The sequence below is a fragment of the Streptomyces sp. DT2A-34 genome (assembly GCF_030499515.1).
In the GTDB taxonomy this organism is placed as follows: domain Bacteria; phylum Actinomycetota; class Actinomycetes; order Streptomycetales; family Streptomycetaceae; genus Streptomyces.
Genome location: NZ_JASTWJ010000001.1, coordinates 10,022,262 through 10,046,412 on the forward strand (window position 1 = coordinate 10,022,262; position 24,151 = coordinate 10,046,412).

20 protein-coding genes and 2 pseudogenes are annotated in these 24,151 nt (G+C 71.0%); 8 read left to right on the forward strand and 14 right to left on the reverse strand.

Annotation, left to right across the window (positions count from 1 at the left end):
* The first annotated feature begins 11 nt into the window (after window positions 1–11).
* Entirely contained in the window at window positions 12–1,685 is a 1,674-nt protein-coding gene (locus QQM39_RS44770; protein WP_302003302.1) for an FAD-binding dehydrogenase, read from the forward strand.
* A 40-nt stretch (window positions 1,686–1,725) separates the two neighbouring features.
* Here the strand turns inward: QQM39_RS44770 and QQM39_RS44775 are convergent, their stop codons facing one another.
* On the reverse strand, window positions 1,726–2,076 hold the full coding sequence (locus QQM39_RS44775) for a DUF488 domain-containing protein (RefSeq protein ID WP_302003303.1): 351 nt from the start codon (window positions 2,074–2,076) through the stop codon (window positions 1,726–1,728).
* Between the two features lie 169 nt (window positions 2,077–2,245).
* Between QQM39_RS44775 and QQM39_RS44780 the strand changes: the two genes are divergently transcribed.
* Entirely contained in the window at window positions 2,246–3,661 is a 1,416-nt protein-coding gene (locus QQM39_RS44780) for a M1 family metallopeptidase (protein WP_302003304.1), read from the forward strand.
* 43 nt (window positions 3,662–3,704) lie between these two features.
* A pseudogene (locus QQM39_RS44785) lies at window positions 3,705–3,898 on the forward strand (ATP-binding protein); the annotation flags it as partial.
* Window positions 3,899–3,964: 66 nt separating this feature from the next.
* Here the strand turns inward: QQM39_RS44785 and QQM39_RS44790 are convergent.
* Complete coding sequence (locus tag QQM39_RS44790; protein WP_302003305.1) at window positions 3,965–4,207, reverse strand: WhiB family transcriptional regulator; 243 nt, start codon at window positions 4,205–4,207, stop codon at window positions 3,965–3,967.
* Window positions 4,208–4,313: 106 nt separating this feature from the next.
* Window positions 4,314–4,451 (reverse strand): hypothetical protein, encoded by a 138-nt coding sequence (locus QQM39_RS44795; protein ID WP_302003965.1) that lies wholly within the window; start codon window positions 4,449–4,451, stop codon window positions 4,314–4,316.
* Between QQM39_RS44795 and QQM39_RS44800 the strand changes: the two are divergent.
* Window positions 4,434–4,832 (forward strand): annotated as a pseudogene (locus QQM39_RS44800) (TetR/AcrR family transcriptional regulator C-terminal domain-containing protein); the annotation flags it as partial. The gene QQM39_RS44795 and the pseudogene QQM39_RS44800 sit on opposite strands and share 18 nt — an antisense overlap.
* Window positions 4,833–4,979: 147 nt before the next feature.
* Here the strand turns inward: QQM39_RS44800 and QQM39_RS44805 are convergent.
* On the reverse strand, window positions 4,980–5,903 hold the full coding sequence (locus QQM39_RS44805; RefSeq protein ID WP_302003306.1) for a LysR family transcriptional regulator ArgP: 924 nt from the start codon (window positions 5,901–5,903) through the stop codon (window positions 4,980–4,982).
* Window positions 5,904–5,969: 66 nt separating this feature from the next.
* On the opposite strand from QQM39_RS44805, the gene QQM39_RS44810 reads away from it, so the two are divergent.
* Window positions 5,970–6,584, forward strand: coding sequence for a LysE/ArgO family amino acid transporter (locus tag QQM39_RS44810; RefSeq protein ID WP_302003307.1), 615 nt, complete (start codon window positions 5,970–5,972; stop codon window positions 6,582–6,584).
* A gap of 79 nt (window positions 6,585–6,663) precedes the next feature.
* Window positions 6,664–7,962, forward strand: coding sequence for an MFS transporter (locus QQM39_RS44815; RefSeq protein ID WP_302003308.1), 1,299 nt, complete (start codon window positions 6,664–6,666; stop codon window positions 7,960–7,962).
* 3 nt (window positions 7,963–7,965) lie between these two features.
* Here the strand turns inward: QQM39_RS44815 and QQM39_RS44820 are convergent, their stop codons facing one another.
* The 4 genes from QQM39_RS44820 to QQM39_RS44835 all read right to left on the reverse strand — a co-directional run bounded on the left by QQM39_RS44820 (window position 7,966) and on the right by QQM39_RS44835 (window position 12,688).
* The gene (locus QQM39_RS44820) at window positions 7,966–8,421 is read right to left on the reverse strand and encodes a cyclic nucleotide-binding domain-containing protein (protein WP_302003309.1); all 456 of its coding nucleotides are present in this window, start codon (window positions 8,419–8,421) and stop codon (window positions 7,966–7,968) included.
* 304 nt (window positions 8,422–8,725) lie between these two features.
* The gene (locus QQM39_RS44825) at window positions 8,726–8,947 is read right to left on the reverse strand and encodes a hypothetical protein (protein WP_302003310.1); all 222 of its coding nucleotides are present in this window, start codon (window positions 8,945–8,947) and stop codon (window positions 8,726–8,728) included.
* A gap of 46 nt (window positions 8,948–8,993) precedes the next feature.
* Window positions 8,994–11,237 (reverse strand): FUSC family protein, encoded by a 2,244-nt coding sequence (locus QQM39_RS44830; RefSeq protein WP_302003311.1) that lies wholly within the window; start codon window positions 11,235–11,237, stop codon window positions 8,994–8,996.
* A gap of 68 nt (window positions 11,238–11,305) precedes the next feature.
* Window positions 11,306–12,688 (reverse strand): NAD(P)/FAD-dependent oxidoreductase, encoded by a 1,383-nt coding sequence (locus QQM39_RS44835; RefSeq protein WP_302003938.1) that lies wholly within the window; start codon window positions 12,686–12,688, stop codon window positions 11,306–11,308.
* 349 nt (window positions 12,689–13,037) lie between these two features.
* Between QQM39_RS44835 and QQM39_RS44840 the strand changes: the two genes are divergently transcribed.
* Entirely contained in the window at window positions 13,038–13,640 is a 603-nt protein-coding gene (locus tag QQM39_RS44840; RefSeq protein ID WP_302003312.1) for a hypothetical protein, read from the forward strand.
* 10 nt (window positions 13,641–13,650) lie between these two features.
* Window positions 13,651–14,211, forward strand: coding sequence for a hypothetical protein (locus tag QQM39_RS44845; protein WP_302003313.1), 561 nt, complete (start codon window positions 13,651–13,653; stop codon window positions 14,209–14,211).
* A 34-nt stretch (window positions 14,212–14,245) separates the two neighbouring features.
* Here QQM39_RS44845 and QQM39_RS44850 read toward each other — a convergent pair whose 3' ends face one another.
* The 6 genes from QQM39_RS44850 to QQM39_RS44875 all read right to left on the reverse strand — a co-directional run bounded on the left by QQM39_RS44850 (window position 14,246) and on the right by QQM39_RS44875 (window position 23,999).
* Window positions 14,246–16,150 (reverse strand): long-chain fatty acid--CoA ligase, encoded by a 1,905-nt coding sequence (locus QQM39_RS44850; RefSeq protein ID WP_302003314.1) that lies wholly within the window; start codon window positions 16,148–16,150, stop codon window positions 14,246–14,248.
* Window positions 16,151–16,283: 133 nt separating this feature from the next.
* Window positions 16,284–18,491, reverse strand: coding sequence for a 1,4-alpha-glucan branching enzyme (glgB, locus tag QQM39_RS44855; protein WP_302003315.1), 2,208 nt, complete (start codon window positions 18,489–18,491; stop codon window positions 16,284–16,286).
* 4 nt (window positions 18,492–18,495) lie between these two features.
* A complete protein-coding gene (locus QQM39_RS44860) occupies window positions 18,496–19,854 on the reverse strand; it encodes a maltokinase (RefSeq protein WP_302003316.1) in 1,359 nt (452 codons plus the stop codon).
* A 41-nt stretch (window positions 19,855–19,895) separates the two neighbouring features.
* Window positions 19,896–21,614 carry a maltose alpha-D-glucosyltransferase gene (gene treS, locus QQM39_RS44865; protein ID WP_302003317.1) on the reverse strand — a complete coding sequence of 573 codons (1,719 nt, stop codon included), beginning with the start codon at window positions 21,612–21,614 and terminating at the stop codon, window positions 19,896–19,898.
* Window positions 21,611–23,626 carry an alpha-1,4-glucan--maltose-1-phosphate maltosyltransferase gene (locus QQM39_RS44870; RefSeq protein ID WP_302003319.1) on the reverse strand — a complete coding sequence of 672 codons (2,016 nt, stop codon included), beginning with the start codon at window positions 23,624–23,626 and terminating at the stop codon, window positions 21,611–21,613. The genes treS and QQM39_RS44870 overlap by 4 nt, the downstream gene beginning before the upstream one ends.
* A 70-nt stretch (window positions 23,627–23,696) precedes the next feature.
* A complete protein-coding gene (locus tag QQM39_RS44875) occupies window positions 23,697–23,999 on the reverse strand; it encodes a DUF5133 domain-containing protein (RefSeq protein WP_302003320.1) in 303 nt (100 codons plus the stop codon).
* Window positions 24,000–24,151 lie beyond the last annotated feature (152 nt).

Below are 24,151 nucleotides of genomic sequence, written 5' to 3' on the forward strand. Positions count from 1 at the left end.
GGACGGTCGCCATGGATGCCGACGTCATCGTCGTCGGAGCGGGGCTCGCGGGCCTGGTCGCCGCGCACGAGCTCACCAGCCGCGGCAGGAGGGTCGCGCTGGTCGACCAGGAGAACGCCGCCAACCTCGGCGGCCAGGCCTTCTGGTCCTTCGGCGGGCTCTTCCTCGTCGACTCCCCGGAGCAGCGGCGCCTGGGCATCAAGGACTCCCTCGATCTGGCCTGGAACGACTGGCAGGGCAGCGCCCAGTTCGACCGGGTGGACGACGAGGACTCCTGGGCGGTGCGCTGGGCACGCGCGTACGTCGAGTTCGCGGCCGGCGAGAAGCGCGCCTGGCTCGACGGACACGGCATCAAGTTCCTGCCCACCGTGGGCTGGGCGGAGCGCGGCGACCTGCGCGCCGACGGCCACGGCAACTCCGTGCCCCGCTTCCACATCGCCTGGGGCACCGGCACGGGTGTGGTGGAGCCGTTCGTCCGGTACGCCAAGCAGGCCGCGCGCGACGGGCTGCTCACCTTCTACCACCGGCACCAGGTCGACGAACTGGTCATCGAGGACGGCTCCGCGCGCGGTGTGCGCGGTACGGTCCTGGCCGACGACCACTCGCCCCGGGGCGTCGCCTCCAACCGCGACCGCGTCGGCGACTTCGAACTCACCGCGCAGGCCGTCGTCGTCACCACCGGCGGCATCGGCGCCAACCACGACATCGTCCGCCGCTACTGGCCCGAACGGCTCGGCACCCCGCCGACCGAGATGGTCACCGGCGTCCCCGCCTACGTCGACGGACGGATGCTCGACATCGGCGCGGAGGCGGGCGTACGGCTCGTCAACCGCGACCGTATGTGGCACTACACCGAGGGCCTGCAGAACTGGGACCCGATCTGGCCCGGCCACGGCATCCGCATCCTGCCCGGCCCGTCCTCGATGTGGTTCGACGCCCTCGGCCGCCGCCTGCCCGACCCGTGCCTGCCCGGCTACGACACCCTGGGCACCCTCAAGCACCTGCGCACCGACGCGGACATCGCCGGGCACGACCACTCCTGGTTCATCCTCAGTCAGAAGATCATCGAGAAGGAGTTCGCGCTGTCGGGCTCCGAGCAGAACCCCGACATCACCGCCAAGGACCGCGCCGGGTTCCTGAAGGAGCGGGTGCTGGGCAAGGGCGCCCCCGGGCCGGTGGCGGCGTTCCTGCGCAACGGCGCGGACTTCGTGACCGCCCCGAACCTGGAGCGACTGGTCGAGAAGATGAACCAGTTGACGGACAAGCCGCTCCTCGACGCGGAGAGCGTCCGGCGCCAGATCGAGGCCCGCGACCTGCAGATCGCCAACCCGTACAGCAAGGACGCCCAGGTGCAGGGCATCCGCAACGCCCGCCGCTACATCGGCGACCGCCTCGGCCGGGTCGCCACCCCGCACCGCATCCTCGACCCGGCGGCCGGCCCCCTCATCGGCGTCAAGCTGCACATCCTGACCCGCAAGACCCTCGGCGGCATCCAGACCGACCTCGACTCCCGCGCGCTCGCAGCCGACGGGACGCCCATCGACGGTCTCTACGCGGCCGGTGAGGTCGCCGGCTTCGGCGGCGGCGGCGTCCACGGCTACAACGCCCTGGAGGGCACCTTCCTCGGCGGCTGCCTCTTCTCGGGCCGCGCGGCGGGCCGGGCCGCGGCACGGCAGGCGGCCTGACGGTGGCGTACGGCCCGTCTCCTCACGACGGAAGCAGGCGTCACGCCTGGAGGAGGCGGGCCAGCACGGCGGCGTGACTCTGCTCGGGGGACTTCGACGAGGTCAGCAGGGTCACCTCGCCCTTGCTCGCCAACTCCCGTACACGATCGACGAGTTCGGACGCCTCGGGTGCGGCGAGCTCCGCCTCGTACCGCTCGGCGAACTCCTCGTACGACCGCTCGCCCGCGTGATACCAGCGGCGCAGCTCCGTCGACGGGGTGAGCCCCTTGGGCCACTCGTCCACGCGGGCCGCGTCCTTCGACAGACCGCGCGGCCACAGCCGGTCGACGAGGACCCGCACGCCGTCCTCCGGCTCGGGCGGTTCGTACACGCGGCGGACGCGAATGCTCACAAGCGTGCCTTTCTCGGGCGAATTCGTTCCCGGAGCTTACTGCCGCGCACTCATACGGCCGTCGAAGCGACACAACCCGGCCCCGGCGAGGGAGTTGCGGGCGATCCGACGCCTAGGGTGAGGCCGTTGCCCACCCCCCCACGTTGGAGGCGCACACGTGAAGCAGGCCATGAGAGAGCAGGCCACCAGACGCACGGCCGTCCTCCGCCGCGAAGCCGTGATCGTGACCGTCCCCCTCGCCCTGGCCGCGCTCCTCGCGACCGCCGGGCCCGCGTCGGCCGGACCCATCGGTGAGGCCGGCGTGGGCGACCCGTACTTCCCCCTGGCCGGCAACGGCGGCTACCACGTCAACCACTACGACCTGACCCTCCGCTACGACCCGACGAGCCGTCACCTCGACGGCAGGGCGGTGCTGACGGCCCGCGCCACCCGGTCCCTGACCCGCTTCGACCTCGACCTCCACGGCCTGAAGGTCACCGGACTCACCGTCGACCACCGCAAGGCCGGCTTCCGGCGCGACGGACAGGAACTCGTCGTCACTCCGCGCCACGCCCTGCGCCAGGGCCAGGTGTTCCAGGTCGCGGTCACCTACAACGGCAGCCCCGGCCCGGTGACCGACCCGGACGGCACGCTCGACGGCTGGATCCCCACCGACGACGGCGCCTTCGTCGCCGGGGAGCCGCAGGGCGCCATGACCTGGTTCCCGGCCAACAACCACCCCCAGGACAAGTCGTCGTACGACTTCACGATCACCGTCCCCAAGGGCCGCACCGCCGTCGCCAACGGCGTCCTTCTGGGGCAGTGGACGACGAACGGCCTGACCACCTTCCGCTGGCACCAGCCCGAACCCATGGCCGCCTACCTCGCCACGGCGACCGTGGGGAAGTTCCGGGTCGAGCAGTACACCACCCGCGACGGCATCCGGGTCTACAACGCCGTCGACCCCCGCGAGGCCACCGAGGCGGCACCCGTCCTGAAGAAGCTGCCCTCCGTCCTGGAGTGGGCGAGCAAACTCTTCGGGCCCTACCCGTACCGGGCCGCCGGTTCGATCGTGGACCGCGCACCGGACGTCGGGTACGCGCTGGAGACCCAGACGCGTCCCGTGTACGACCGGGCGCCGGACATCGGCACCCTCGTCCACGAGAGCGCCCACCAGTGGTTCGGCGACTCCGTGTCCCTGACCAGTTGGAAGGACATCTGGCTCAACGAGGGCTTCGCGACCTACGCCGAGTGGCTCTACAGCGAGCAGCACGGCGGCGACAGCGCGCAGAAGATCTTCGACGCGCTGTACGCCCGCCCCGCCGACGACGAACTGTGGGCGTTCCCGCCCGGCGACCCGGGCAGCGGCGCGAACATCTTCGGCATCCCCGTCTACGCCCGCGGCGCCATGGCCCTGCACCGACTCGGTACGACGGTCGGGAACCGGGCGTTCTTCCGCATCCTGCGGACCTGGTCGGGCGAGCGCCGCGACGGCCACGGCACGACGGCGCAGTTCGTCCGGCTCGCGGAACGCGTGTCGGGCGAAGAGCTGGACGCCCTGTTCCACACCTGGGTGTACAGCGAGGGCAAGCCGAACAAGCCGTAGATCCTGACGAGTATCGACGACCTCCAGGACCTCTCCGCCGGCGGAGGGCACCTCCTGGCTGGACGCCGACCCCGTGCGCATGCGCCAGGCACTCGGCAACCTCGTCTCCAACGCCCTGCGCCACACGCCCGCCGACGGCACCGGCACGCTCACCGCCCGGCGGGACGGAGAGGACGTGGTCCTCGAAGTCATCGACACCGGGCCGGAATCGACCCCGAGGACCTGCCGTACGTCTTCCTTGCCGGGAGCCGCGGCGCCCGAGTGAGCCGCGCGGATGCGACGTGTCTCCTCCTGGTCCGCCGGTCATCCGGTGCGTCGGGCCCGCCGCCGCAGCGCGCGTCGCTCGTTCTCGCTCGTGCCGCCCCAGATCCCGATGTGCTGCTCCGTGTCGAGCGCCCAGCGCAGACACTGCTCACGGACCGAGCAGCGCCGGCAGACCGCCTTGGCCTGCTCCGTCTGCAGCAGCATCGGCCCGGATGTGCCGATCGGGTAGAAGAGGTCGGGGTCCTCATGGCGGCAGGCGGCGTGGTCTCGCCAGTCGTCCATCAAAGTCACCTGCGATCGTCGTACGTGCCCTCGGTGGATGCATTACTCGGTTTCGAGTCGCCTGTCGATGCGTGTGTGAAACCCCGTGGGACACCGGCGAATTCGGTCACTGTTCGCGCATGCCCCACGGGGAGCCGTACGCCGTCAGCAGATCCAGGAAGGGACGGGCCGGGAAGGCCTCAGGGCCCAGCACGCCCGTGCCGGACCAGGCGCCGGTGGCGAGGAGTTGGGGCTGCGCATCCACGCCGCGTACGTGGCCCATCCGCAGGCCGCCGCGCTGACGACCAGCCGGGTCACCGGCCGGGCCAACGAACTCGCCGCCGACGAGGCCGTGTTGGACGTGCTGCGCACCGCCGGCTTCTCGCTGCCGGACACTGTGCGCATCTACCACGCCTTCATCGACCAGACGCTGGCCTTCGCCACGCTGGACGCGGCGTCGCTGGCGTTGCCGAGCGAGGCGCTCCGCGCGGACGAGGGGATGTGGCGGTCGACGTATGCCCTGCTGCCCCGGGCCAGTTATCCGCGGATCGCCGAGGCGGCGCCGCTGCTGGCTACCCGGATGGTGAACAGCGCTTATCCGACGGCGCTGGAGATGCTGTTGGACAGTGCCGCGGCTCAGTTGTAGCCCTTCGGAGGTAGTGCCGCGCTGGGCCGTCTTTCGTCTGCGGCGCCCTCGTGGCTGGTCGCGCCCACGCGGCGGAGCCGCACATCAATACAGCCCCGCGCCCCTTGAGGGCGTTGCAGTGCCGCCGGCAGAATGTGCCCGACCTGCTCAGCCTCGCAACGCCTCGGCCGCCACCGCCGTCACCGCCTCCGTCACCGCGGCCAACGCCGGCGAATCCAGCTTCCACTGCTGCCAGTACAGCGGAACGTCGACCGGCCGCTTCGGTGCCAGCTGCACGAGGCGGCCGTCCTTGAGGAGCGGCTCGGCCTGGACCTCGGGGACCATGCCCCAGCCCAGTCCGGCGATCACGGCGGAAACGAAGCCCTCCGAGGTGGGGACGTAGTGCCGTACGGCACTCGCGCCGGTGCGGCTGCGCCGGAGCCCCCGGACGAACCCGTCCTGGAGATCGTCGCTGCGGTCGAAGGTCACCACCGGCGCCTGAACCAGCGCGTCCCGCAGCGCGCCGCCGAGATGCCGCTCGGCGAACTCCGGGCTCGCCGCGGCCAGATAACGCATCCGGCCCAGCGCACGCACGGAACACCCCGCCACCGCCTCCGGTGACGAGGTCACCGCGGCCATCACCAGGCCCTCCCGCAGCAGCGACGCCGTACGGCTCTCGTCCTCCCGTCGCAGCCCGAAGCCGATCCGTGGCTCCTGCGGCACGCGTGTGAGGGCCGGCAGGAACCAAGTCGCCAGCGAGTCCGCGTTGACCGCGATCGACACCCGGGTCGCCTCCCCGGCACCGCTCATACCGAGCTCGGCCCGCGCATCGCGCTCCAGCCGCGCCAGCTGGCGGGCGAACCGGACGACGACCTCGCCCGACTCGGTCGGCCGCACCGGCTTCGTCCGCACCAGCAGCACCCGCCCCGTGCGCTGCTCCAGCGCCTTCACTCGCTGGCTCACGGCCGACGGCGTCACATGCAGCGCGGCGGCGGCCGCGTCGAAGGTGCCCTCGTCCACCACCGCGAGCAGCGTCCGCACCTGGTCGAGGGGAAGCTCCGTCAGTTCTGTCCGTGCGATCCCTGCCTTCACGGACACTAATGATACGTAAGAATCTTTAGCTGTACTTGCAGTGATCGCTTCCTTAGCGTCAATGCCATGACCAACGCCCTCACCACCGCGGCCGCCGGATTCGGCACCGGCCTCTCCCTGATCGTCGCCATCGGCGCCCAGAACGCCTTCGTGCTGCGCCAGGGGATCCGCCGCGACGCGGTCCTCGCCGTCGTCGGCATCTGTGCCCTGTCCGACGCGCTCCTGATCACCCTGGGCGTGGCCGGCGTCGGCGCGGTGGTCGTGGCGTGGCCCGGCGTGCTGACGGCGGTCGCGTGGATCGGCGGGGCGTTTCTGCTCTGCTACGGCGCTCTCGCCGCCCGCCGGGTGTTCCGGCCGAGCGGCGCCCTGCTGACCGACGGCGACGCGGCCGGGTCACGGCGCCGGGCGGTACTGACCTGCCTCGCGATGACCTGGCTCAATCCGCACGTCTACCTCGACACCGTCTTCCTGCTCGGCACCATCGCCGCCGACCGCGGCGAGATGCGCTGGACGTTCGGCATCGGCGCCGCACTCGCCAGCCTGTGCTGGTTCGCCGCCCTCGGCTTCGGCGCGCGGCTGCTGAGCCGTCACCTCGCGAAGCCCGGGGCCTGGCGCGTGCTGGACGGACTGGTGGCCGCGACGATGATCGCTCTGGGCATCGGCCTCATCGCCGGAAGCTGAGACACGGATCCCCACCCCCGGCCGCTGCTGCGATAGTGATCCCCGGACAAGAAAGATGTAACGAGCATCCAGGAAGCCCGTGGACACCAGCGAGAGCAGTACCGCACCACAGGAGAAGGACCCCTCTTCGGTGACACCCCAGCGGCGCGGCTGGCGCCGCTGGGCCATGGACACCCGGCCGCTGCGCCGCCCCGCCTACCGCCGCCTGTGGTCCTCGACCATCGTCACGGCCGTCGGCAGCCAGCTCACCGCGGTCGCCGTGCCCAAGCAGATCTACGACATCACCGGCTCCTCGGCGTGGGTCGGCGCCGCGAGCCTCGCCGGGCTGCTGCCGCTCATCGTGTTCGCCCTGTGGGGCGGGGCGATCGCCGACAGCATGGACCGGCGCAGACTGCTGCTGATCACCAACAGCGGCATCGCCGTCACCTCGGTGCTCTTCTGGCTCCAGGCCGTCACCGGTCTCGCGTCGGTGACCGTGCTGATGGTGCTGCTCGCCGTACAGCAGGCGTTCTGGGGGCTCAACGCCCCGGCCCGCAACGCCTCCATCGCCCGCCTGGTCCCGGCCGACGAACTGGCCGCCGCGAACGCCCTCGGCTCGACCGTCATGCAGACCGGCCAGGTGGTCGGGCCGCTGCTGGCCGGCGTGCTCATACCCGTGATCGGGCTGGCCGAGCTGTACCTCATCGACGCGCTGGCCCTGTGCGTCACGGTCTGGGCGGTCGCACGGCTGCCCGCGCTGCCGCCCCTGGCGGCCACCGTCAAACGCCGGGCGGGCGTACGGGAGATCCTGGACGGCTTCCGCTACATCGCCCTGCACAAGGTGCTGCTGCTGTCCTTCCTGGCCGATGTGATCGCGATGGTCTTCGGCATGCCCCGCGCCCTGTTCCCGCAACTGGCGAGCCAGACCTACGCGTCGTACGGCGAAGGGCTCGCCCTCGGCCTGCTGTTCGCGGCGATCCCGATCGGTGCGGTGGCCGGCGGGCTGTTCTCCGGCACGTTCTCCCGGGCCCGCCGGCACGGCTGGATGGTGATCGGCGCGGTCGTCGCCTGGGGCGCGGCCATCACCGGCTTCGGGCTGAGCGGCAGCCTGTGGCTCGCGGTGATGTTCCTGGTCCTCGCCGGAGTCGCCGACATGGTCTCGATGGTCTTCCGCGGGGCGATCCTGCTGTCCGCCGCCAGCGACGAGATGCGCGGGCGGATGCAGGGCGTGTTCACGGTCGTCGTCGCGGGTGGCCCGCGGCTCGCCGACGTCCTGCACGGCACGGCGGGCTCGGCCTTCGGGGCGCGTACGGCGACCGTGGGCGGTGGGGTGCTGGTCGTCGCCGTCATGCTGGGCCTGGCCGCGGCGCTCCCCGCCCTGCGCCGCTACCGGGTCTGACGCTCAGAGCGCACTGCGGCGGTGCGGGCCGTACTGCTCCATCAGCCTGCCCCGGGTCAGCTCCAGCCGGTGCGCGAGGATTTCGGCGACATGGCGCACCAGCGACATCCCGAGCCGCGGATCCTCCTCGCACAGCCGGAGCACCGCCGGCGCCTCGAACTCGTAGGCGCGCACGGGGCTGAAGGCCTCCGCGCCGAAGTCCCACTGGTACGGCGGGAAGAGCCAGGACCAGCCGAGCAGATCGCCCGCTCCGAGGCTGGCGACGGTCACCCGCTGGATCGATGTCACACGCTGGTCGAGGGAGACGGCTCCCGAGCGTATGACCCAGAAGCGGTCGGCCGTACCGCCCGCTTCGAAGATGCGGGCGTCCTCCGGGAAGGAGACCTCCCGGGCGAGCGACATCAGGCGCTCACGCTGAGGCGGCGGCAGGGCGGCCAGCAGTTTGATCGCTTTGGTCATGACACGGGGCTCCTCGCCGGCGACTGAGGTTCCGGGGCTTTCCCTGCGTCCATTTCAGCTGCTGCCGACGCCCTGAGCACCTCGGCGGAGGGCGGTTTCGGCCGGGAGTCCGCGCGGGCAGGTCGCGGAGGGCATTAAAAAGCCCTGGCTGGACGGGGGAGACCAGCCAGGGCCGTAGGTGGTGGTGCGCGGGGGACGATTGCGGTCTACCCCGTGACCACGTATGTATGAACCGTAAACCATCTAAGGGGATTCTGCGTAGCCGAGACCGGGGTAAGTGACCGGTTTCACTCCGATCCAGGTTTCAGGTTCGCTCGGAGTGCTTGCCCGGCGTCAGGATCTCCTCCAGCACCGTGACCACGGCCTCGTAGGCCAGCGTCCGTACGGCGGCGTCACGAGCCCCGTCGGGGTCGGCCGACCGCAACTGCTCGCTCCTCGCCCGCCACGTCCGCTCCTCCTGCCGGGCACAGGCCCTGGCGCGCTGCATCCGCCGCAACAGTTCGTCTGAGTCCACGACATCGGTCATGTCATCCGCGTACCCCCGTATCGGCCCGGTATAGGCCGATGAGCAGTCATCCGTCCGATGCCTTCACGGGCACCCCCAGAGGACGGGCCAGACCGGCCACACCCTCGTCGAGGCGCTGCAGATGCCGCAGGACACGGTCGGTGACCCGGCCGTAGCGCGGTGCGCCGGAGGCGGTCCGGCCGAGGAGCGAGGCGATACTCGGGCCCGTCTCGATCCCGTCCGTGGCGTGTTCGTCGGTGACATGAGCGGCGATCGCCTCGATGTTGTGCGCGATGCGCCCCGCGGCCCGGCGCAGCCGGGGGTCCGCCGCGATCGAGGGGTGGGTGGGCAGCAGTTCGGCGGTCGCGGCCAGCGCACGCGCGTGGTACGCGCACGTCTCCAGCAGTGCGACGACGTAGCGCGCGGTCTCCCGGCGGGCCCGCAGGGGCGTCACCGGATGGGTGAGGGGCCGGGTGGCCGCGCGCAGATCGGCCAGCGCCTGGTCCAGGTCGCGTGCCTGGTCGAGCAGGTCGACGGGCGGCCCGCCGCTGAGCTGCTCGACGGCGCTGCGGGTGACGTCGCCGAGCCGTTCGAGGACGGTGGCGAGGAGTTCGTTCGTACGGCGGTCCGTCCGCACCGGCAGGACCAGTGCGGCCGCGATCACCCCGCAGGCGGCGCCGAGCGCCGTCTCCTCGATGCGCAGCACGAGCACCGCGAGGCTGTAGGTGTGCAGCAGGGTGTAGAGCAGCCCGAGCGCCGCGGTGACGAAGAACGACACCAGCGTGTAGGACAGCGGTGCCGAGTAGAACATCGCGAACACGAACAGCAGCACCAGCGCGAACGCCGTCCAGGTGTGCCGCCCGACGGCACCCGCCAGCACGATGCCGGCCAGGACGCCGAGCACGGTGCCCAGCAGGCGGCGGTAGCCCTTGACCAGGATCTCGCCCGTGGACGCGGTGTTGAGGAACACGATCCAGCAGGTCAGCACCGCCCAGTACCAGCGGTCGCGGGACAGCAGCTCGCCGCCGATGATGGCCAGCGTCGACCCGACGGCCACCTGCACGGCGGCACGTGTGGTGGGCCGTCGCAGCCCGGTGGCCTGTTCCGGGGCGTCCTCCGCGTCGGCGTCGAGCACGGCGTCCTCCGCGTCCAGTTCCTCGCGCGAACGGGCCGTGGCCGGGGTGTCGTCGGACTCGTCCCGGGGCCCGCCGAGGGCGATCCGCAGCCCGAGGACCGCGCGGGCGGCCTCGCCGACGGCCCGGAAGGCGTCCTGCACGGCGGGGGAGGCGTCGGGCAGATTCTCCTCGTCGCGGTAGCCGAGGAGCCGGTTGCGGACGCGGGACAGCGCGGTGCCGGTGGCCTGGCCGACCGGACGCAGGACGAGCAGGCGCAGCGCCTGGAGGTCACGGCGCAGCGCGGCAGTCCCCTCGTCCCGTACGGGCAGCCGGCCGCCCGGGGGGAAGGGCGCTCCCGGCAGGTGCAGGGCCAGCGTGTCCGCCCGCTCGGCGCCGCGTGCGGCCAGCAGCGACAGCCCCAGTCGCTCGGCGGCGATCTCGGCGTCCGCGACACGCCGTTGGACCAGCCGCGCCACGGCCTCGTCGGTGGTCCCCTCCGCCAGCCGGCCCTGGATCAGCAACGCCGTCTCATGCAGACGCGCCGTGCCCCCGCGCACGCGCTCCAGCGCCCGGTCCGCCTCCTGCGGACCGGCGTCCAGCAGGTCGAGCTGCGCGGACAGCAGCTGCGCCAGGCGGGCGCGGAAGGCCCCGCGCAGGCGCGCGAGCACCCCCGTCGGCGTCTCGGGGACGACGGCGAACCGCACCAGCGCGCTGCACGCGAAGGCCACGGCGACCGCGCCGTAGAGCTCGGGCAGAGCGGAGACGGTGGCGCCGACGAACAGGGACATGAAGTAGATCTGGAAGCCGATCAGGCCGAGCGCGGTGCCGCGGTCGCCGAATCTGCGGCCGTAGACGGCACAGAAGATGAGCGCGACGAAGACGAGGTCCCCGGCCACGACACGGCTGTGCAGAGCCGCAGCCAGCGTCATGGACGCCAGCGCCACCGGCAGGCCCAGGGCGAGTGTGACGGCCTGCTGCCCGCGCTGCTTCTCCCGGATGGCGAAGGTGGCGACCATCGCCGCCAGCGCCCCCGCCACCAGGTGGGTCACATCGGTCCCCAGCAGGGCGAGCACGGCGACCGCGAGGGCGATCGCGCCGGCCGTGCGCAGCCCGGCGGTAAGCCGCAGCAGTCCGGGGTCCGACGCCGCGACACGGTCCCGCAGTCGCGCCCGCACCGGCCGTCCCACTGCCCTCACGCCGCCGTACTCTCTCCCGCTCTTTCCCCGTTCACGCCGTCGACCGCAGCTTGGCCGCGGCCGTCACCTCACCCGTCCGTCCCCTCGGCGCCGCCCTTCCCGGCGACCTGCGCCCGCAGCTGCTCCGGCGTCAGATACGCGTCCACGAACTCGAAGTCCTTGAGCTTGGCCGGACTGCGGGACTGGAACCCGGTGCGCACGAAATCGTCCCCGGCGACGGCGTTGAGCAGCCAGTTCGTCATGACGCGGGTCTTGGCGACGTTGGTGCGCAGCGCCGACCAGTGGTAGCCGCGGGCGACGGCGAGGGCGGGCAGGCCCTTCAGCTCGACGCCGAGGGGCTTGGAGACGGCGTCGCGACCGCCGAGGTCGACGACCAGACCGAGGTCCTTGTGCTCGTACGGCCGCAGCGGCTGGTTGCGCAGGGCCGCGATGACGTTGTCGGCGACGACCTTGCCCTGGCGCATCGCGTGCTGTGCGGTGGGCGGGCAGACGGCGCCCTCCTCGCCCTTGGCCACGTCGGGCACCGCGGCGGCGTCGCCGAGGGCGAACACCCCGTCGTGGCCCGGCAGGTTCATCTCGGCCGTGACCGCGAGCCGCCCCCGGACCGTCTCCGCGCCGAGCGTGCCGATCAGCGGACTGGCGACGACACCGGCGGTCCAGATCAGGGTCCGGGTGGGGACGACGCGGCCGTCGGTGAAGGTGACCTCGTCGGGACCCGCCTTCGCGATGGACACGCCCAGGGAGATCTCGATGCCACGCCTGCGCAGGATCTCCTGGGCGGCACTGCCCAGCTTCTCGCCGAGCTCGGGCATCAGCCTCGGCGCGATGTCGATCAGATGCCACCTGATCAGCTTCGGGTCGAGCCGCGGATAGCGCTTGACCGCGTTGTGGGTCAGCTGCTGCAGGCACGCGGCGGTCTCGGTGCCCGCGTAGCCGCCGCCGACCACCACGAACTGCAGCCGTGCGGCGCGCTCGGCCGGATCGTGGCTGGCGTCGGCGAGGTCCAGCTGGGAGATGACGTGGTCGCGGAGGTAGGCGGCCTCCGCGAGCGTCTTCATGCCGTACGCGTGGTCGGTGAGCCCCGGGATGTCGAACGTGCGGGTGATGCTCCCGGGGGCCAGCACGATGTAGTCGTACGGCTCGTTGACGACCTCGTCGGTGATGGTGCGGATGACGCAGACCTTGGCCGCGAGGTCCACGCCGACGGCGCCGCCCGGGATGATCCGGGTGCGGTACTTGCGGCTGCGACGCAGCGACAGGGCGATCGACTGGGGCGTCAGGACGCCGGAGGCGACCTGGGGCAGAAGCGGCAGGTAGAGCTGGTAGGAGGACGGCGTCACCAAGGTGATCTCGGCCTCGTCGGGGGAGAGTTTGCGTTCCAGCCTGCGAACGCAGCCGACTCCGGCGAAGCCTGCGCCAACCACCAGGATCCTGGGTCGTGTCACGGTGATGTTCCCTTCTGCGGCTCCAGGCGGTCTGCCTGACGTCGTTCGCCTGCCCCTGGATCGCTGCTTCGCACGCATCGATCCCACCGCGCCACCGACCGCTCCGCCAGCCGGGTGCGGCAGGCAGATGAACCCGTCGACAGCCACCTTGCCCCAACCTGCGCGGGGGCACACCGGTTCGGAAGCGAAAGACATGTACGCGTGATCTCTTGACGGTTTATTGGTCTGGACCTAACGTCCCAGTCGCTCGTCCAAGCCAGGGGGCGCGGTTCATGTATGCGACCGATGCGCGGACCGATGTGCGTGACCGGTGTGCGTGACGTGCGGCCCACCCCCACCTCGGACAGGAGTCAGGATGCTCGCAACCCTGCGCACCTTCACCTTCACCTCGGCGCTGTGCGCCACATCGCTGCTCGCCGCCCCACAGGCCTTCGCCGAAGTCGAGCCCGGCGGCTGGCAGTCGGTGTCACCCGGATACTCCGTGCAGGAGCGCGGCTGCGGCCAGGTCGAGGGCCTGACGTTCCGGCTCACCTGCTCCACCGCGAGCGGCGATCAACGGGCTGAACGGCGCTACGCCACCTACACCGGCGGAACGCGCCAGTTCGAGGGCTACTTCCGCATCACCAGCCTCAGCGGCACCCGGATCAGCCTCAAGCAGACCTTCAACGAGTCGGCCTCCGGCCCGTACTTCATGCTCGCCGTCGAGCGCGGCGGCAGGCTGTACGCGGTGCACGGCGGCGCCACGCTCTCGGGCGCCGGGACCGTCGGCGCGACCGTCCGCGTCAACACGGTCCACCAGGTCGGCGTCGAGCACCGCACCTACATCAACGGCTCGCTCAAGCACACCTACGCCAGCCCGGGCGGCAGCTTCTACGACAAGTTCGGCGCCTACCGCACCAACAGCGGCAGCGGGCAGGCCACCGTGGAGTGGAGCGACATCCGCTTCTGGCGCAAGTAGCGGCCGCCGTATGCGAGGAAAGGCGCGCATCGCGGCGCCGGCGGCGCTGATCCTGGCGCTGTCGGCCTGCACGGCCGGCACCGGCGACACCGAACAGCCACTGCGAGGTGTCCTCACGACACCCACGGACCTCGACCTCGACTGGCAGGACACCCGGCCCTCGGTCGCGGGCCACGTCCTGGAGTTCGCGACCGAGGAGGCCGGCCCCTACACCGTCCTGCGGTACCTCGCCCCCCAGGTGACGCGCTACCGCCCCCCCGACCTCATGCCGCACACCACCTTCCACTACCGGCTGCGGTCCTACCGGGGCCCCACCGTCCGGCCGGTCCGGGTCGACCGACCGGACAGCATCCGCTTCACCTGGAGCGACAACTCGGCCGACGAGGACGGCTTTCTCCTGGAGCTCCGCAAGAAGAACAGCGACCGGTACGACCCGGTCGCCGTCCTCGCCCCGAACACCGAGGCCACCGAATTCGTCCCCCTGCCCGGCGAACGGCACGCCGCCTACCGCGTCCGTGCCTTCGTCCTCGGCGAGCAGTCGAATGTCGTACGGCTGACCACCGGCGAGTAGGCGCGCTCAGCGCTGAGCGCTCGGCACTCGGCACTCAGCGGAAGACGTTGTCCGCGTCGTCCCAGTGCGCCGGCTCGTCCACCACGTGCTCCCGGGGCGCGCGCGAGCGGGCCCGGTACATCGCGTCGATCTGCAGCGCGTAGTGCCGCACGATCGCGTCCCGGCGCAGCTTCATCGACGGTGTCAGCAAGCCGCTGGCCACGTCGAACGGCTCCGGCAGCACCCGGAACACCCGGATGGACTCAGGGCGCGACACCGCGCTGTTGGCGGCCGCCACGGCCCGGGCGAGCTCCTCCCGCAGCGCGTTCTCCTCCCGCGCCTCCCGGGCCCGCGCGTCGCTGCGCACCGCGAGGCCCTCGCGCCAGTAGGCCAGGAAGTCGGGGTCCAGCGTGATCAGCGCCCCGACGCACGGCCGGTTGTCGCCCACTACCACCGCCTGATGCACCAGCGGATGCATCCTGAGCCGCTGCTCCAGGAGCGCCGGGGAGACGTTCTTACCGCTGCTCGTGACGATGACGTCCTTCTTGCGCCCCGTGATCGTCAGATAGCCGTCGGAGTCCAGCCGCCCGAGGTCCCCGGTGGCCAGCCAGCCGCCGCGCAGCGCTGCCCGCGTCGCGGCCTCGTCGTTGATGTAGCCCTGGAACACCGATGGCCCCCGCACCAGGATCTCCCCGTCGTCGGCCAACCGGATGTCCATGCCGGGCAGCGCCTGCCCGACCGTCCCCGACATCTCCCGGCCCACCGGCGGCGCCGTGACCCCGCCGCTGGCCTCCGTGAGCCCGTACGCGTCGTTCACGTAGATGCCGACGCCCTCGTAGAAGAGGGAAAGCTCACGGTTCAGGGGCGAGCCGCCGGACGTCGCAAGCATCACCCTGCCGCCCAGCGCGGCGCGGAACTTGCGGTACACCGTCCGCTCGTACAGGGCATGTTGCAGCCGCAGATCGAAGCCTGGCCGCGGCCCCCCGCCCAGCCGCTGACGTTCCAGGGCCGCGGCGAAGTCCCGCGCGGTGTCGGCGGCCCGCTCGAACAGCGCTCCCCGGCCCGCCTGTTGGGCCGTGCGCAGGGCGTTCTTGTAGATCTTCTCGAAGATCGACGGCACGGCGCAGAAGTAGGTGGGCTTGAAGGCGCGCAGGGCAACCGACAGTGCTTTCTCGCTCAGATCGGGTTCGTGGCCCATCAGCATGCCGCCGCGGATGCACAGGGTCTGCACCAGGAGGCCGTACACATGGGAGAAGGGCAGGAAGGCGAGAACGGACGCCTGCTCTCCCGGGGGCACCACCTTGTGGCCCCAGCCCGCCAGGAGCGTGTCGCATGTGCTCGCCAGATTCCGGTGACTGAGCGCGCAGCCCAAGGGCCGGCCCGTCGTGCCGGAGGTATAGGCGATGACCGCGGTGGAGTCCGGCAGCACGATCCGGCGCAGTGACTCGACCGTCGCCAGCGGAACGAACTCGCCCCGCTCCACGAGTTGCTGCAGCCCTCCCGCGTCCAACTGCCAGACATGGCGCAGCCGCGGCAGCGATCCGCACACGGAGCCGACCGTCATGATCGCCTGCTCGTCCTCGACGACGACGGCCACGCACTCGGCGTCCCGCAGCATCCACTCGACCTGGTCGCGCGACGACGTCGGATAGATCGGGACCGCCTCGGCGCCCACCGTCCACAGCGCGTAACTGAGCACCGTCCACTCGTAACGCGTGCGCGCCATGATGGCCACGCGGTGCCCCGGCGAGATCCCGGACGCGATCAGCCCCTTGGCCAGATCGGTCACTTCGTCGCGCAGTTCCGCTGCGGTCACCTCCTCCCAGGTGGTGGAGGAGGGGGCGGGGCGGCGCGCGAGCATCGGCAGTGTGGGATCGAGGGCCGCCGTCTCGAAGACGCTGTCGGCGAGCCCACCGGTCAGGGGTGCGACGGTCGGGGGAGCGAGGCCGGGATCGCGCATGCGCTGCTCCTGATGCGTACCGGGTGTGACGTCACCGATGAGTACTGTTATCGGCGCTGCCCGAATCTAGCCCAGCTGAGAGCGCATGGTGTCGAGAACTGACAATCGACCCCGTTCGGTGATCCCGGCTCGATCAGGGCGACAGCCACACCGTGGCGAGCGGAGGCAACGTCAGCCGAATGTGCCCGTCCTCCGGCTTGAGGGGGTCGGGGTTGGTGACGCCGCTGCCGCCGTAATGCGCGGCGTCGGTGTTGAGGGTCTCCTGCCAGGCGTCGATGTGGTCCGGCACCCACAGGCGGTAGTCGTGACGGACGACGGGGGAGAAGTTGGAGACGGCGAGCAGGACGTCGCCGTCGGCGCCGAACCGGAGGAAGGCGAAGACGTTGTCATCGGCGGCGTCGCCGAGCACCCACTGGAAGCCGGCGGGGTCGGTGTCCCGCTCCCACAGGGCAGGCGTCGCCCGGTAGAACGTGTTCAGGTCGCGGACCAGGTCCCGCACGCCCCGATGGTCACCCGCCGACGCGTACCCGGGATCCAGCAGCCACCACTCGGGACCGTGCGCCTCCGACCACTCCGCGCCCTGGGCGAACTCCTGCCCCATGAAGAGGAGTTGCTTGCCGGGGTGGGCCCACATGAAGCCCAGGTACGCGCGGTGGTTGGCGCGTCGCTGCCACCAGTCGCCGGGCATCTTGGAGACCAGCGCCTGCTTGCCGTGCACCACCTCGTCGTGGGAGATCGGCAGGACGTAGTTCTCGCTGTACGCGTACACCATCGAGAAGGTCATCTCGTTGTGGTGGTACTTGCGGTGGATCGGCTCCTTGGCGATGTACTGGAGCGAGTCGTGCATCCAGCCCATGTTCCACTTCAGGCCGAACCCCAGTCCGCCGCTGTCGGTGGGCCGGGTCACCCCGCCCCAGGCGGTCGACTCCTCCGCGATCGTGACGACCCCGGGGTTGCGCCGGTACACGGTCGCGTTCATCTCCTGCAGGAACGCCATCGCGTCCAGGTCCTCCCGGCCGCCGAAGGCGTTGGGCGCCCACTGCCCGGAGTCCCGCGAGTAGTCGAGGTAGAGCATGGAGGCGACGGCGTCCACCCGGAGCCCGTCGATGTGGAACTCCTCGCACCAGTACGTGGCGTTGGCGACGAGGAAGTTGCGCACCTCGGTACGTCCGTAGTCGAACTCGAACGTCCCCCAGTCCGGGTGCTCGGCACGCCGCGAGTCCCCGGGCTCGTACAGCGGGTCCCCGTCGAACCGGGCCAGCGCCCAGTCGTCCTTGGGGAAATGGGCCGGCACCCAGTCCACGATCACCCCGATGCCGGCCTGGTGCAGGGCGTCCACCAGGTACTTGAAGTCGTCGGGCGTACCGAGCCGCGCGGTTGGCGCGTAGAAACCGGTGACCTGATAGCCCCAGGAACCGGCGAAGGGGTGCTGCGCCACCGGCATGAACTCGACATGGGTGAAACCGAGGTCGCGGACGTACGCCGGCAGCTCCTCGGCGAGTTGACGGTACGTCAGACCAGGTCGCCACGACGGGAGGTGAACCTCGTAGACCGAGAACGGAGCCCGGTGCACCGGCACGTCACCCCGGTGCGCCATCCACCTCTCGTCGCCCCACTCGTGGTGCGAGGCGTGCACGATCGACGCCGTGTCCGGCGGCACCTCCGCGCGGCGTGCCATCGGGTCGGCCTTGAGGAAGCGGTGACCGTAGCGGGAGGTGATCTCGAACTTGTACCGGGCGCCCTCGCCGATGCCCGGCAGGAACAGCTCCCACACCCCGGACGCCCCGAGGGACCGCATCGGGAACGCCGTCCCGTCCCAGCAGGTGAAGTCCCCGGCGACCCGCACCCCCTGGGCGTTCGGCGCCCACACCGTGAAGCGGGTGCCCGGCACGCCCTGGTGGGTCATCGGCTCGGCGCCGAGCGCCTTCCACAGCTCCTCGTGCCGGCCCTCGCGGATGAGATGGAGGTCGAGCTCGCCGAGGGCGGGCAGAAAGCGGTACGGGTCGTGGACCTCGCGCTCGTCGGACCCGTCCTCGGCGTACGACACCGTCAGCGTGTAGGCCGGGATCGCGTCCAGCGGCAGTACGCCGGAGAAGAGGCCGCCTCCTTCGGAGACGAGCCCGGTGCGCTCGCCGTCGACCACCACGCTCACCGCACGCGCGAACGGCCGCAGCGCCCGGAAGGCGATTCCACCCGGGACCGGATGCGCGCCGAGCAGCGCGTGCGGATCGTGGTGGGCGCCCGACAGCAGGCGTTCGCGGTCGGCGGGGTCCAGGGGAGGCGCGGCGGCGTGCCGGCCGGGGCCGGCCGATTCGGGGCGCGAGGTCTCGTGCAGGGCCATGGGGTCAGGCTCCTCTCACGGCGAGGCGTTCGATCGCCGCCATCGGTACGGGCAACCAGTCGGGTCGGTGCCGGGCCTCGTACAGGACCTCGTACACGGCGCGGTCGGTCTCATAAGCACGCAGCAAGCCGTGCTTCTTGCGCGGGTCCCACCCGGCGAGGGCGGCATAGCCCGCGCAGTAGGCCTCCCGGCAGCGGCGCGCCCACTCCGGACGCCACGGGCGGCGCTGCCGGGCGGCGTAGTCGAAGGAGCGCAGCATGCCGGCGATGTCCCGCACCGGCGAGTGGACGCCGCGCCGCTCGGCGAGCGGGCGGGACGGTTCACCCTCGAAGTCGATGACGAACCACTCCCGGCCGGCCCGCAGCACCTGACCGAGGTGCAGGTCGCCGTGGATGCGCTGGGCGGGCGGCCCGGGATCGCAGCTGGCGAGGGCGCCGAAGGCGGTGCGCAGGCCGGGGACATAGGGCTGGAGCGCGGGGACGAAGTGCGCGGCGATCTCCAGGCGCTCCGTCATCGCCGCCGCCGTACGCCCGTTCTCGCCGGGGGTCCGGGAGGGGAAGGCCGAGGCCAGCGCCAGATGCACCTCCGCCGTCGCCCGCCCCAGCTGACGGGCCTCCGCCGTGAAGTCGCCACCCGAGGCCAGGGCGTCCAGCGCCAGCGTCCAGCCGTCGGAGGCGTCCCGCAGGAACGGCTGCAGCACACCGAGCGTCGCCTCCCAGGGATGCGTCGTGCGGAACCAGGCCACGGGGGCCGGTACCCGACGGCAGCCCTGCTCGGCCAGCGCGCCGGACAGCTCCAGGTCGGGGTTGACGCCCGGCTGGATGCGCCGGAAGAGCTTCAGGATGTACGTGTCGCCGTACACCAGCGAGGAGTTGGACTGCTCGGCGTCCAGCAGCCGCGGCACGAGACCCGCCGCCAGCGCCACGGACGGGTCCGCCTCGAAGCGCAGCGGGCCGGCCGCGCCCGGCTGCCGCAGCCGCTCCAGCAGGAGCTGGGCCGACCGGGGGTCCTGCAACGCGTCGAAGACGGTCAGACCGGCCAGCGGCCCCTCCTCCGCACGGCCGATGAGCGCCCGGCCGAGCCGCGGCGACAGATGCTGCCGTACGCCGAGCAGCAGCTGGTAGCAGTCACCGGCCGGGGGAGCGCCACCGGGCGCGGGGACCCCGTGACCGGCGTGCACCAGCAGATGCAGACAGCCCGGGAACAGCTCCGTCATCGACAGCAGCGCCAGCTCCGTGACGGGCCGGTCCTTGCCCGCGAACCAGCGCTGCCGTGGCAGCCACTCGCGCAGCAGCCCGGCGAGCGAGGCCATGGGGCTCGCGTCGACCGTACGGCTCGGTCGGGGAGATGCGGTCTTCTGCATGGTGACCCGTCCTTTCCTCGGCACACGCTCGAAGCTCACGCTCAAAGTCGTCTGCCGATGCGGGATGCGACTCGGGAGAGCCGGAACCAGTAGAAGCCGTGGCCCCCGAGGGTCAGCAGATACGGCAGCTCACCGATGGCCGGGAAACGGACCCCGCCGAACAGCTCCACCGGGTGGCGTCCGCTGAACTCGCGCAGGTCGAGCTCGGTGGGCTGCGCGAAGCGCGCGAAGTTGTTCACGCACAGCACGAGGTCGTCCTCGTACTCGCGCAGGAAGGCGAGCACCGCCGGGTTGGAGGACTGCAGTTCCGTGTAGGAGCCGAGTCCGAAGGCCGGGTTCTGCTTGCGGATCTCGATCATGCGGCGGGTCCAGTGCAGCAGCGAGGACGGGGAGGCCATGGAGGCCTCGACGTTCGTCACCTGGTAGCCGTAGACCGGGTCCATGATCGTGGGGAGGCAGAGGCGGCCCGGGTCGCAGGAGGAGAAGCCGGCGTTGCGGTCCGGGGTCCACTGCATCGGCGTGCGGACGGCGTCGCGGTCGCCGAGCCAGATGTTGTCGCCCATGCCGATCTCGTCGCCGTAATAGAGGATCGGGCTGCCCGGCAGGGCGAGCAGCAGAGCGGTGAAGAGCTCGATCGAATGACGGTCGTTGTCGAGGAGCGGGGCGAGTCGCCTGCGGATTCCGATGTTGGCGCGCATGCGGGGGTCCTTGGCGTACTCCGCCCACATGTAGTCGCGTTCCTCGTCGGTGACCATCTCCAGGGTCAGCTCGTCGTGGTTGCGCAGGAAGACGCCCCACTGGCAGCCGGAGGGAATGGCGGGGGTCTTGGCGAGGATTTCCGAGACGGGGTAGCGGGATTCCCGCCGTACGGCCATGAAGATGCGCGGCATGACGGGGAAGTGGAAGGCCATGTGGCATTCGTCGCCACCGTTTCGGAAGTCGCCGAAATAGTCGACGACATCCTCCGGCCACTGGTTCGCCTCCGCCAGCAGGACCGTGTCCGGATACATCGCGTCGATCTCGCGGCGGACGCGTTTGAGGAACTCGTGGGTGGCGGGAAGGTTCTCGCAGTTCGTGCCGTCCTTCGCGTACAGGTAGGGCACGGCGTCGAGCCGGAATCCGTCGATTCCCAGGTCCAGCCAGAAACGGAGGGCGGCCAGAATCTCCTCCTGTACGGCCGGGTTCTCGTAGTTGAGGTCCGGCTGGTGGGAGAAGAAGCGGTGGAAGAAGTACTGACCCCGGACCGGGTCGTACGTCCAGTTGGAGGGTTCGGTGTCGACGAAGATGATGCGGGCGTCGGCGTACTGCTTGTCGTCGTCGGCCCACATGTAGTAGTCGCCGTAGGGGCCGTCGGGGTCTTTCCTCGATTCCTGGAACCACGGGTGCTGGTCGCTGGTGTGGTTCATGACGAAGTCGATGATGACCCGCATGCCCCGCTGGTGGGCGGAGTCGACGAATTCGACGAAGTCGGCGAGGTCACCGAATTCGGGCAGTACGGAGGTGTAGTCGGAGACGTCGTAGCCGCCGTCGCGCAGGGGTGATTTGAAGAAGGGCGGCAGCCACAGGCAGTCGACGCCGAGCCATTGCAGGTAGTCGAGTTTGGCGGTCAGTCCTTTGAGGTCGCCGACGCCGTCGCCGTTGCTGTCCTGGAAGGAGCGGACCAGGACCTCGTAGAAGACGGCGCGCTTGAACCAGTCCGGGTCACGATCCTTGGCAGGCGTGTCCTCGAAGGTGTCCAGCACGGGCTCGTTGACGGTCATGACGCGGGGGACCCTCCGATCCGGGGTGGTGATGCCTGGACGTGGAACACGTGCGCGGGCGCCCTGCCGGGCTCCAGGCGTACGTAGTTGGTCCTGCCCCAGCGGTAGGTCTCACCCGTCAGTTCGTCGAGCACGGACAGGGAGGCATCCCAGTCCAGGCCGAGTTGCGGCATGTCCAACGAGACCGTGGCCTCCTGGGTGTGGTGGGGATCAAGGTTGGCGATCACCAGAACGGTGTCCGGGCCCGTGCGTTTGCTGTACGCGATGAGCGCGTCGTTGTCGGTCCGGTGGAAGCGGAGGTTCCTGAGCCGGTGGAGTGCGGGGTGGCTCCTTCGGATGGCGTTGAGCTGGGTGATCAGGGGGGTGATGGTGCGGCCTTCGCGTTCGGCGGTTTCCCAGTCGCGGGGGCGGAGCTGGTACTTCTCCGAGTGGAGGTATTCCTCGCTGCCGTCGCGCAGGGGGGTGTTCTCGCACAGTTCGTAGCCGCTGTAGATGCCCCAGGTGGGGGAGAGCGTGGCGGCCAGGACGGCGCGGACCTCGAAGGCGGGGCGTGCGCCGTGCTGGAGGTATGCGTGGAGGATGTCGGGGGTGTTGGCGAAGAAGTTCGGCCGCATGTAGGCGGCTGCTTCGCCGGTCAGTTCGGTGAGGTACTCGGTGAGTTCCTGCTTGGTGTTGCGCCAGGTGAAGTAGGTGTAGGACTGCTGGAAGCCGATCTGGGCCAGGGTGTGCATCATCGCCGGGCGGGTGAACGCCTCGGCCAGGAAGATCACGTCCGGGTCGGTGCGGTTGATGTCGGCGATGACCTTCTGCCAGAACACGACCGGTTTGGTGTGGGGGTTGTCCACGCGGAAGATCCGCACCCCGTGGGCCATCCAGTGCCGCAGCACGCGCAGGGTCTCGGCGATCAGGCCGTCCATGTCCGCGTCGAAGGCGAGGGGGTAGATGTCCTGGTACTTCTTCGGCGGGTTCTCCGCGTAGGCGATCGTGCCGTCCGGGCGGTGGTGGAACCACTCGGGGTGCTTGTGTACCCAGGGGTGGTCGGGGGAGCACTGCAGGGCGAAGTCCAGGGCGATCTCCAGGCCCAGCTCACCGGCCTGGGCCACGAAGTGGTCGAAGTCCTCGATGGTGCCCAGGTCGGGGTGGACGGCGTCGTGGCCGCCCTCGGGCGAGCCGATCGCCCAGGGCACGCCGACGTCGTCGGGGCCGGCGGAGAGGGTGTTGTCGGGGCCCTTGCGGAAGGTGGTGCCGATCGGGTGGACGGGCGGGAGGTAGACGACGTCGAAGCCCATCGCGGCGATCGCCGGGAGCCGGCGCGCGGCGGTGCGGAAGGTGCCGTGGGGCTGCTGCGGGGTGCCTTCGGAGCGGGGGAAGAACTCGTACCAGGAGCCGTGCAGGGCCCGTTCCCGTTCCACCAGCAGCGGCAGCGGATCCGACGCGGTGACCAGATCCCGCAGCGGGTACCGCCCCAACACCGCATCCACGTTCGCCGCGAACGCCGCCTCCAGCCGTGAGGCGGGCGGCAGCGAGTCGTCCCGCAACGCCTCCGCGGCGGCTAGCACGGTCGCCCGCCCCGCGTCGTCGGGCACCGCGGCCGCCGCACGCTCGTACAGCTCGCCGCCCTCCTCCAGGACGAGCCCCACGTCGATCCCGGCCGGAACCTTGATCCGGGCGGTGTGGCGCCACGTGGCCACCGGGTCGCTCCAGGCCTCCACCCGGAAGGTCCAGTGGCCCACCGACGACGGCGTCACCTTGGCGCCCCAGCGGTCGCTGCCCGGGGCCAGCTCGTGCATCGGCGTCCACGGGCCCGGACGGCCGTCCGGGTCGGTCAGCACGACATTGGCGGCCACGGCGTCATGGCCCTCCCGGAACACGGTGGCGGTGACCTCGAAGGTCTCTCCCGCGACCGCCTTCGCCGGATGCCTGCCGCACTCCACGGCCGGCTGTACGTCCCGTACCGGGATGCGGCCGATCGTCCCGGTCCTGGTCCCGGTCTTCGTCTTGGTCCTGCCCATGGTTCACCTCCGCCGTGCTCGAGGCCGGGCACCAGGCCCGGCCGGGGGTCGAAGCTGCGCCGGAAGGTGTCTACTTCCCGGCAACGAAACGCCACCGCCGTGATCTCGATGGGCCCCGGCGCGCGGTGGCGCTCAAGCGGGGCCGCTCGTCCTGCTCCCGGAGGTAGGCCGCCAGGGTGATGCGCAGATAGCGTTCGGCCGCGTCCGCGGCCTCACGCGCGCAGCGCTTGCCCATCAGCACACACAGGGTGTATCCGGCGTCCTCGAAGGTGGCGCGCACCGTGTGGTCGGCAGGGGCCGCGAGCATGGCGCGCTCCCAGGCCCGATAACGCCGCAGTTGCCGAGCGACTTCGGCTTTGGCCGGTAGCAGCATGGCGCCGTTCACCTTCCGGGCTGCTCGATGACGCGTCTCCCGACCGTCGGGCGGAACCCGTGCGCGCACACACACGGGTTCCGTTACGGGCATCGAGGTCTTCACACATGGTGCATGGTTGACGACTCAGCGTCTTGTTGGTTCTTCAACTA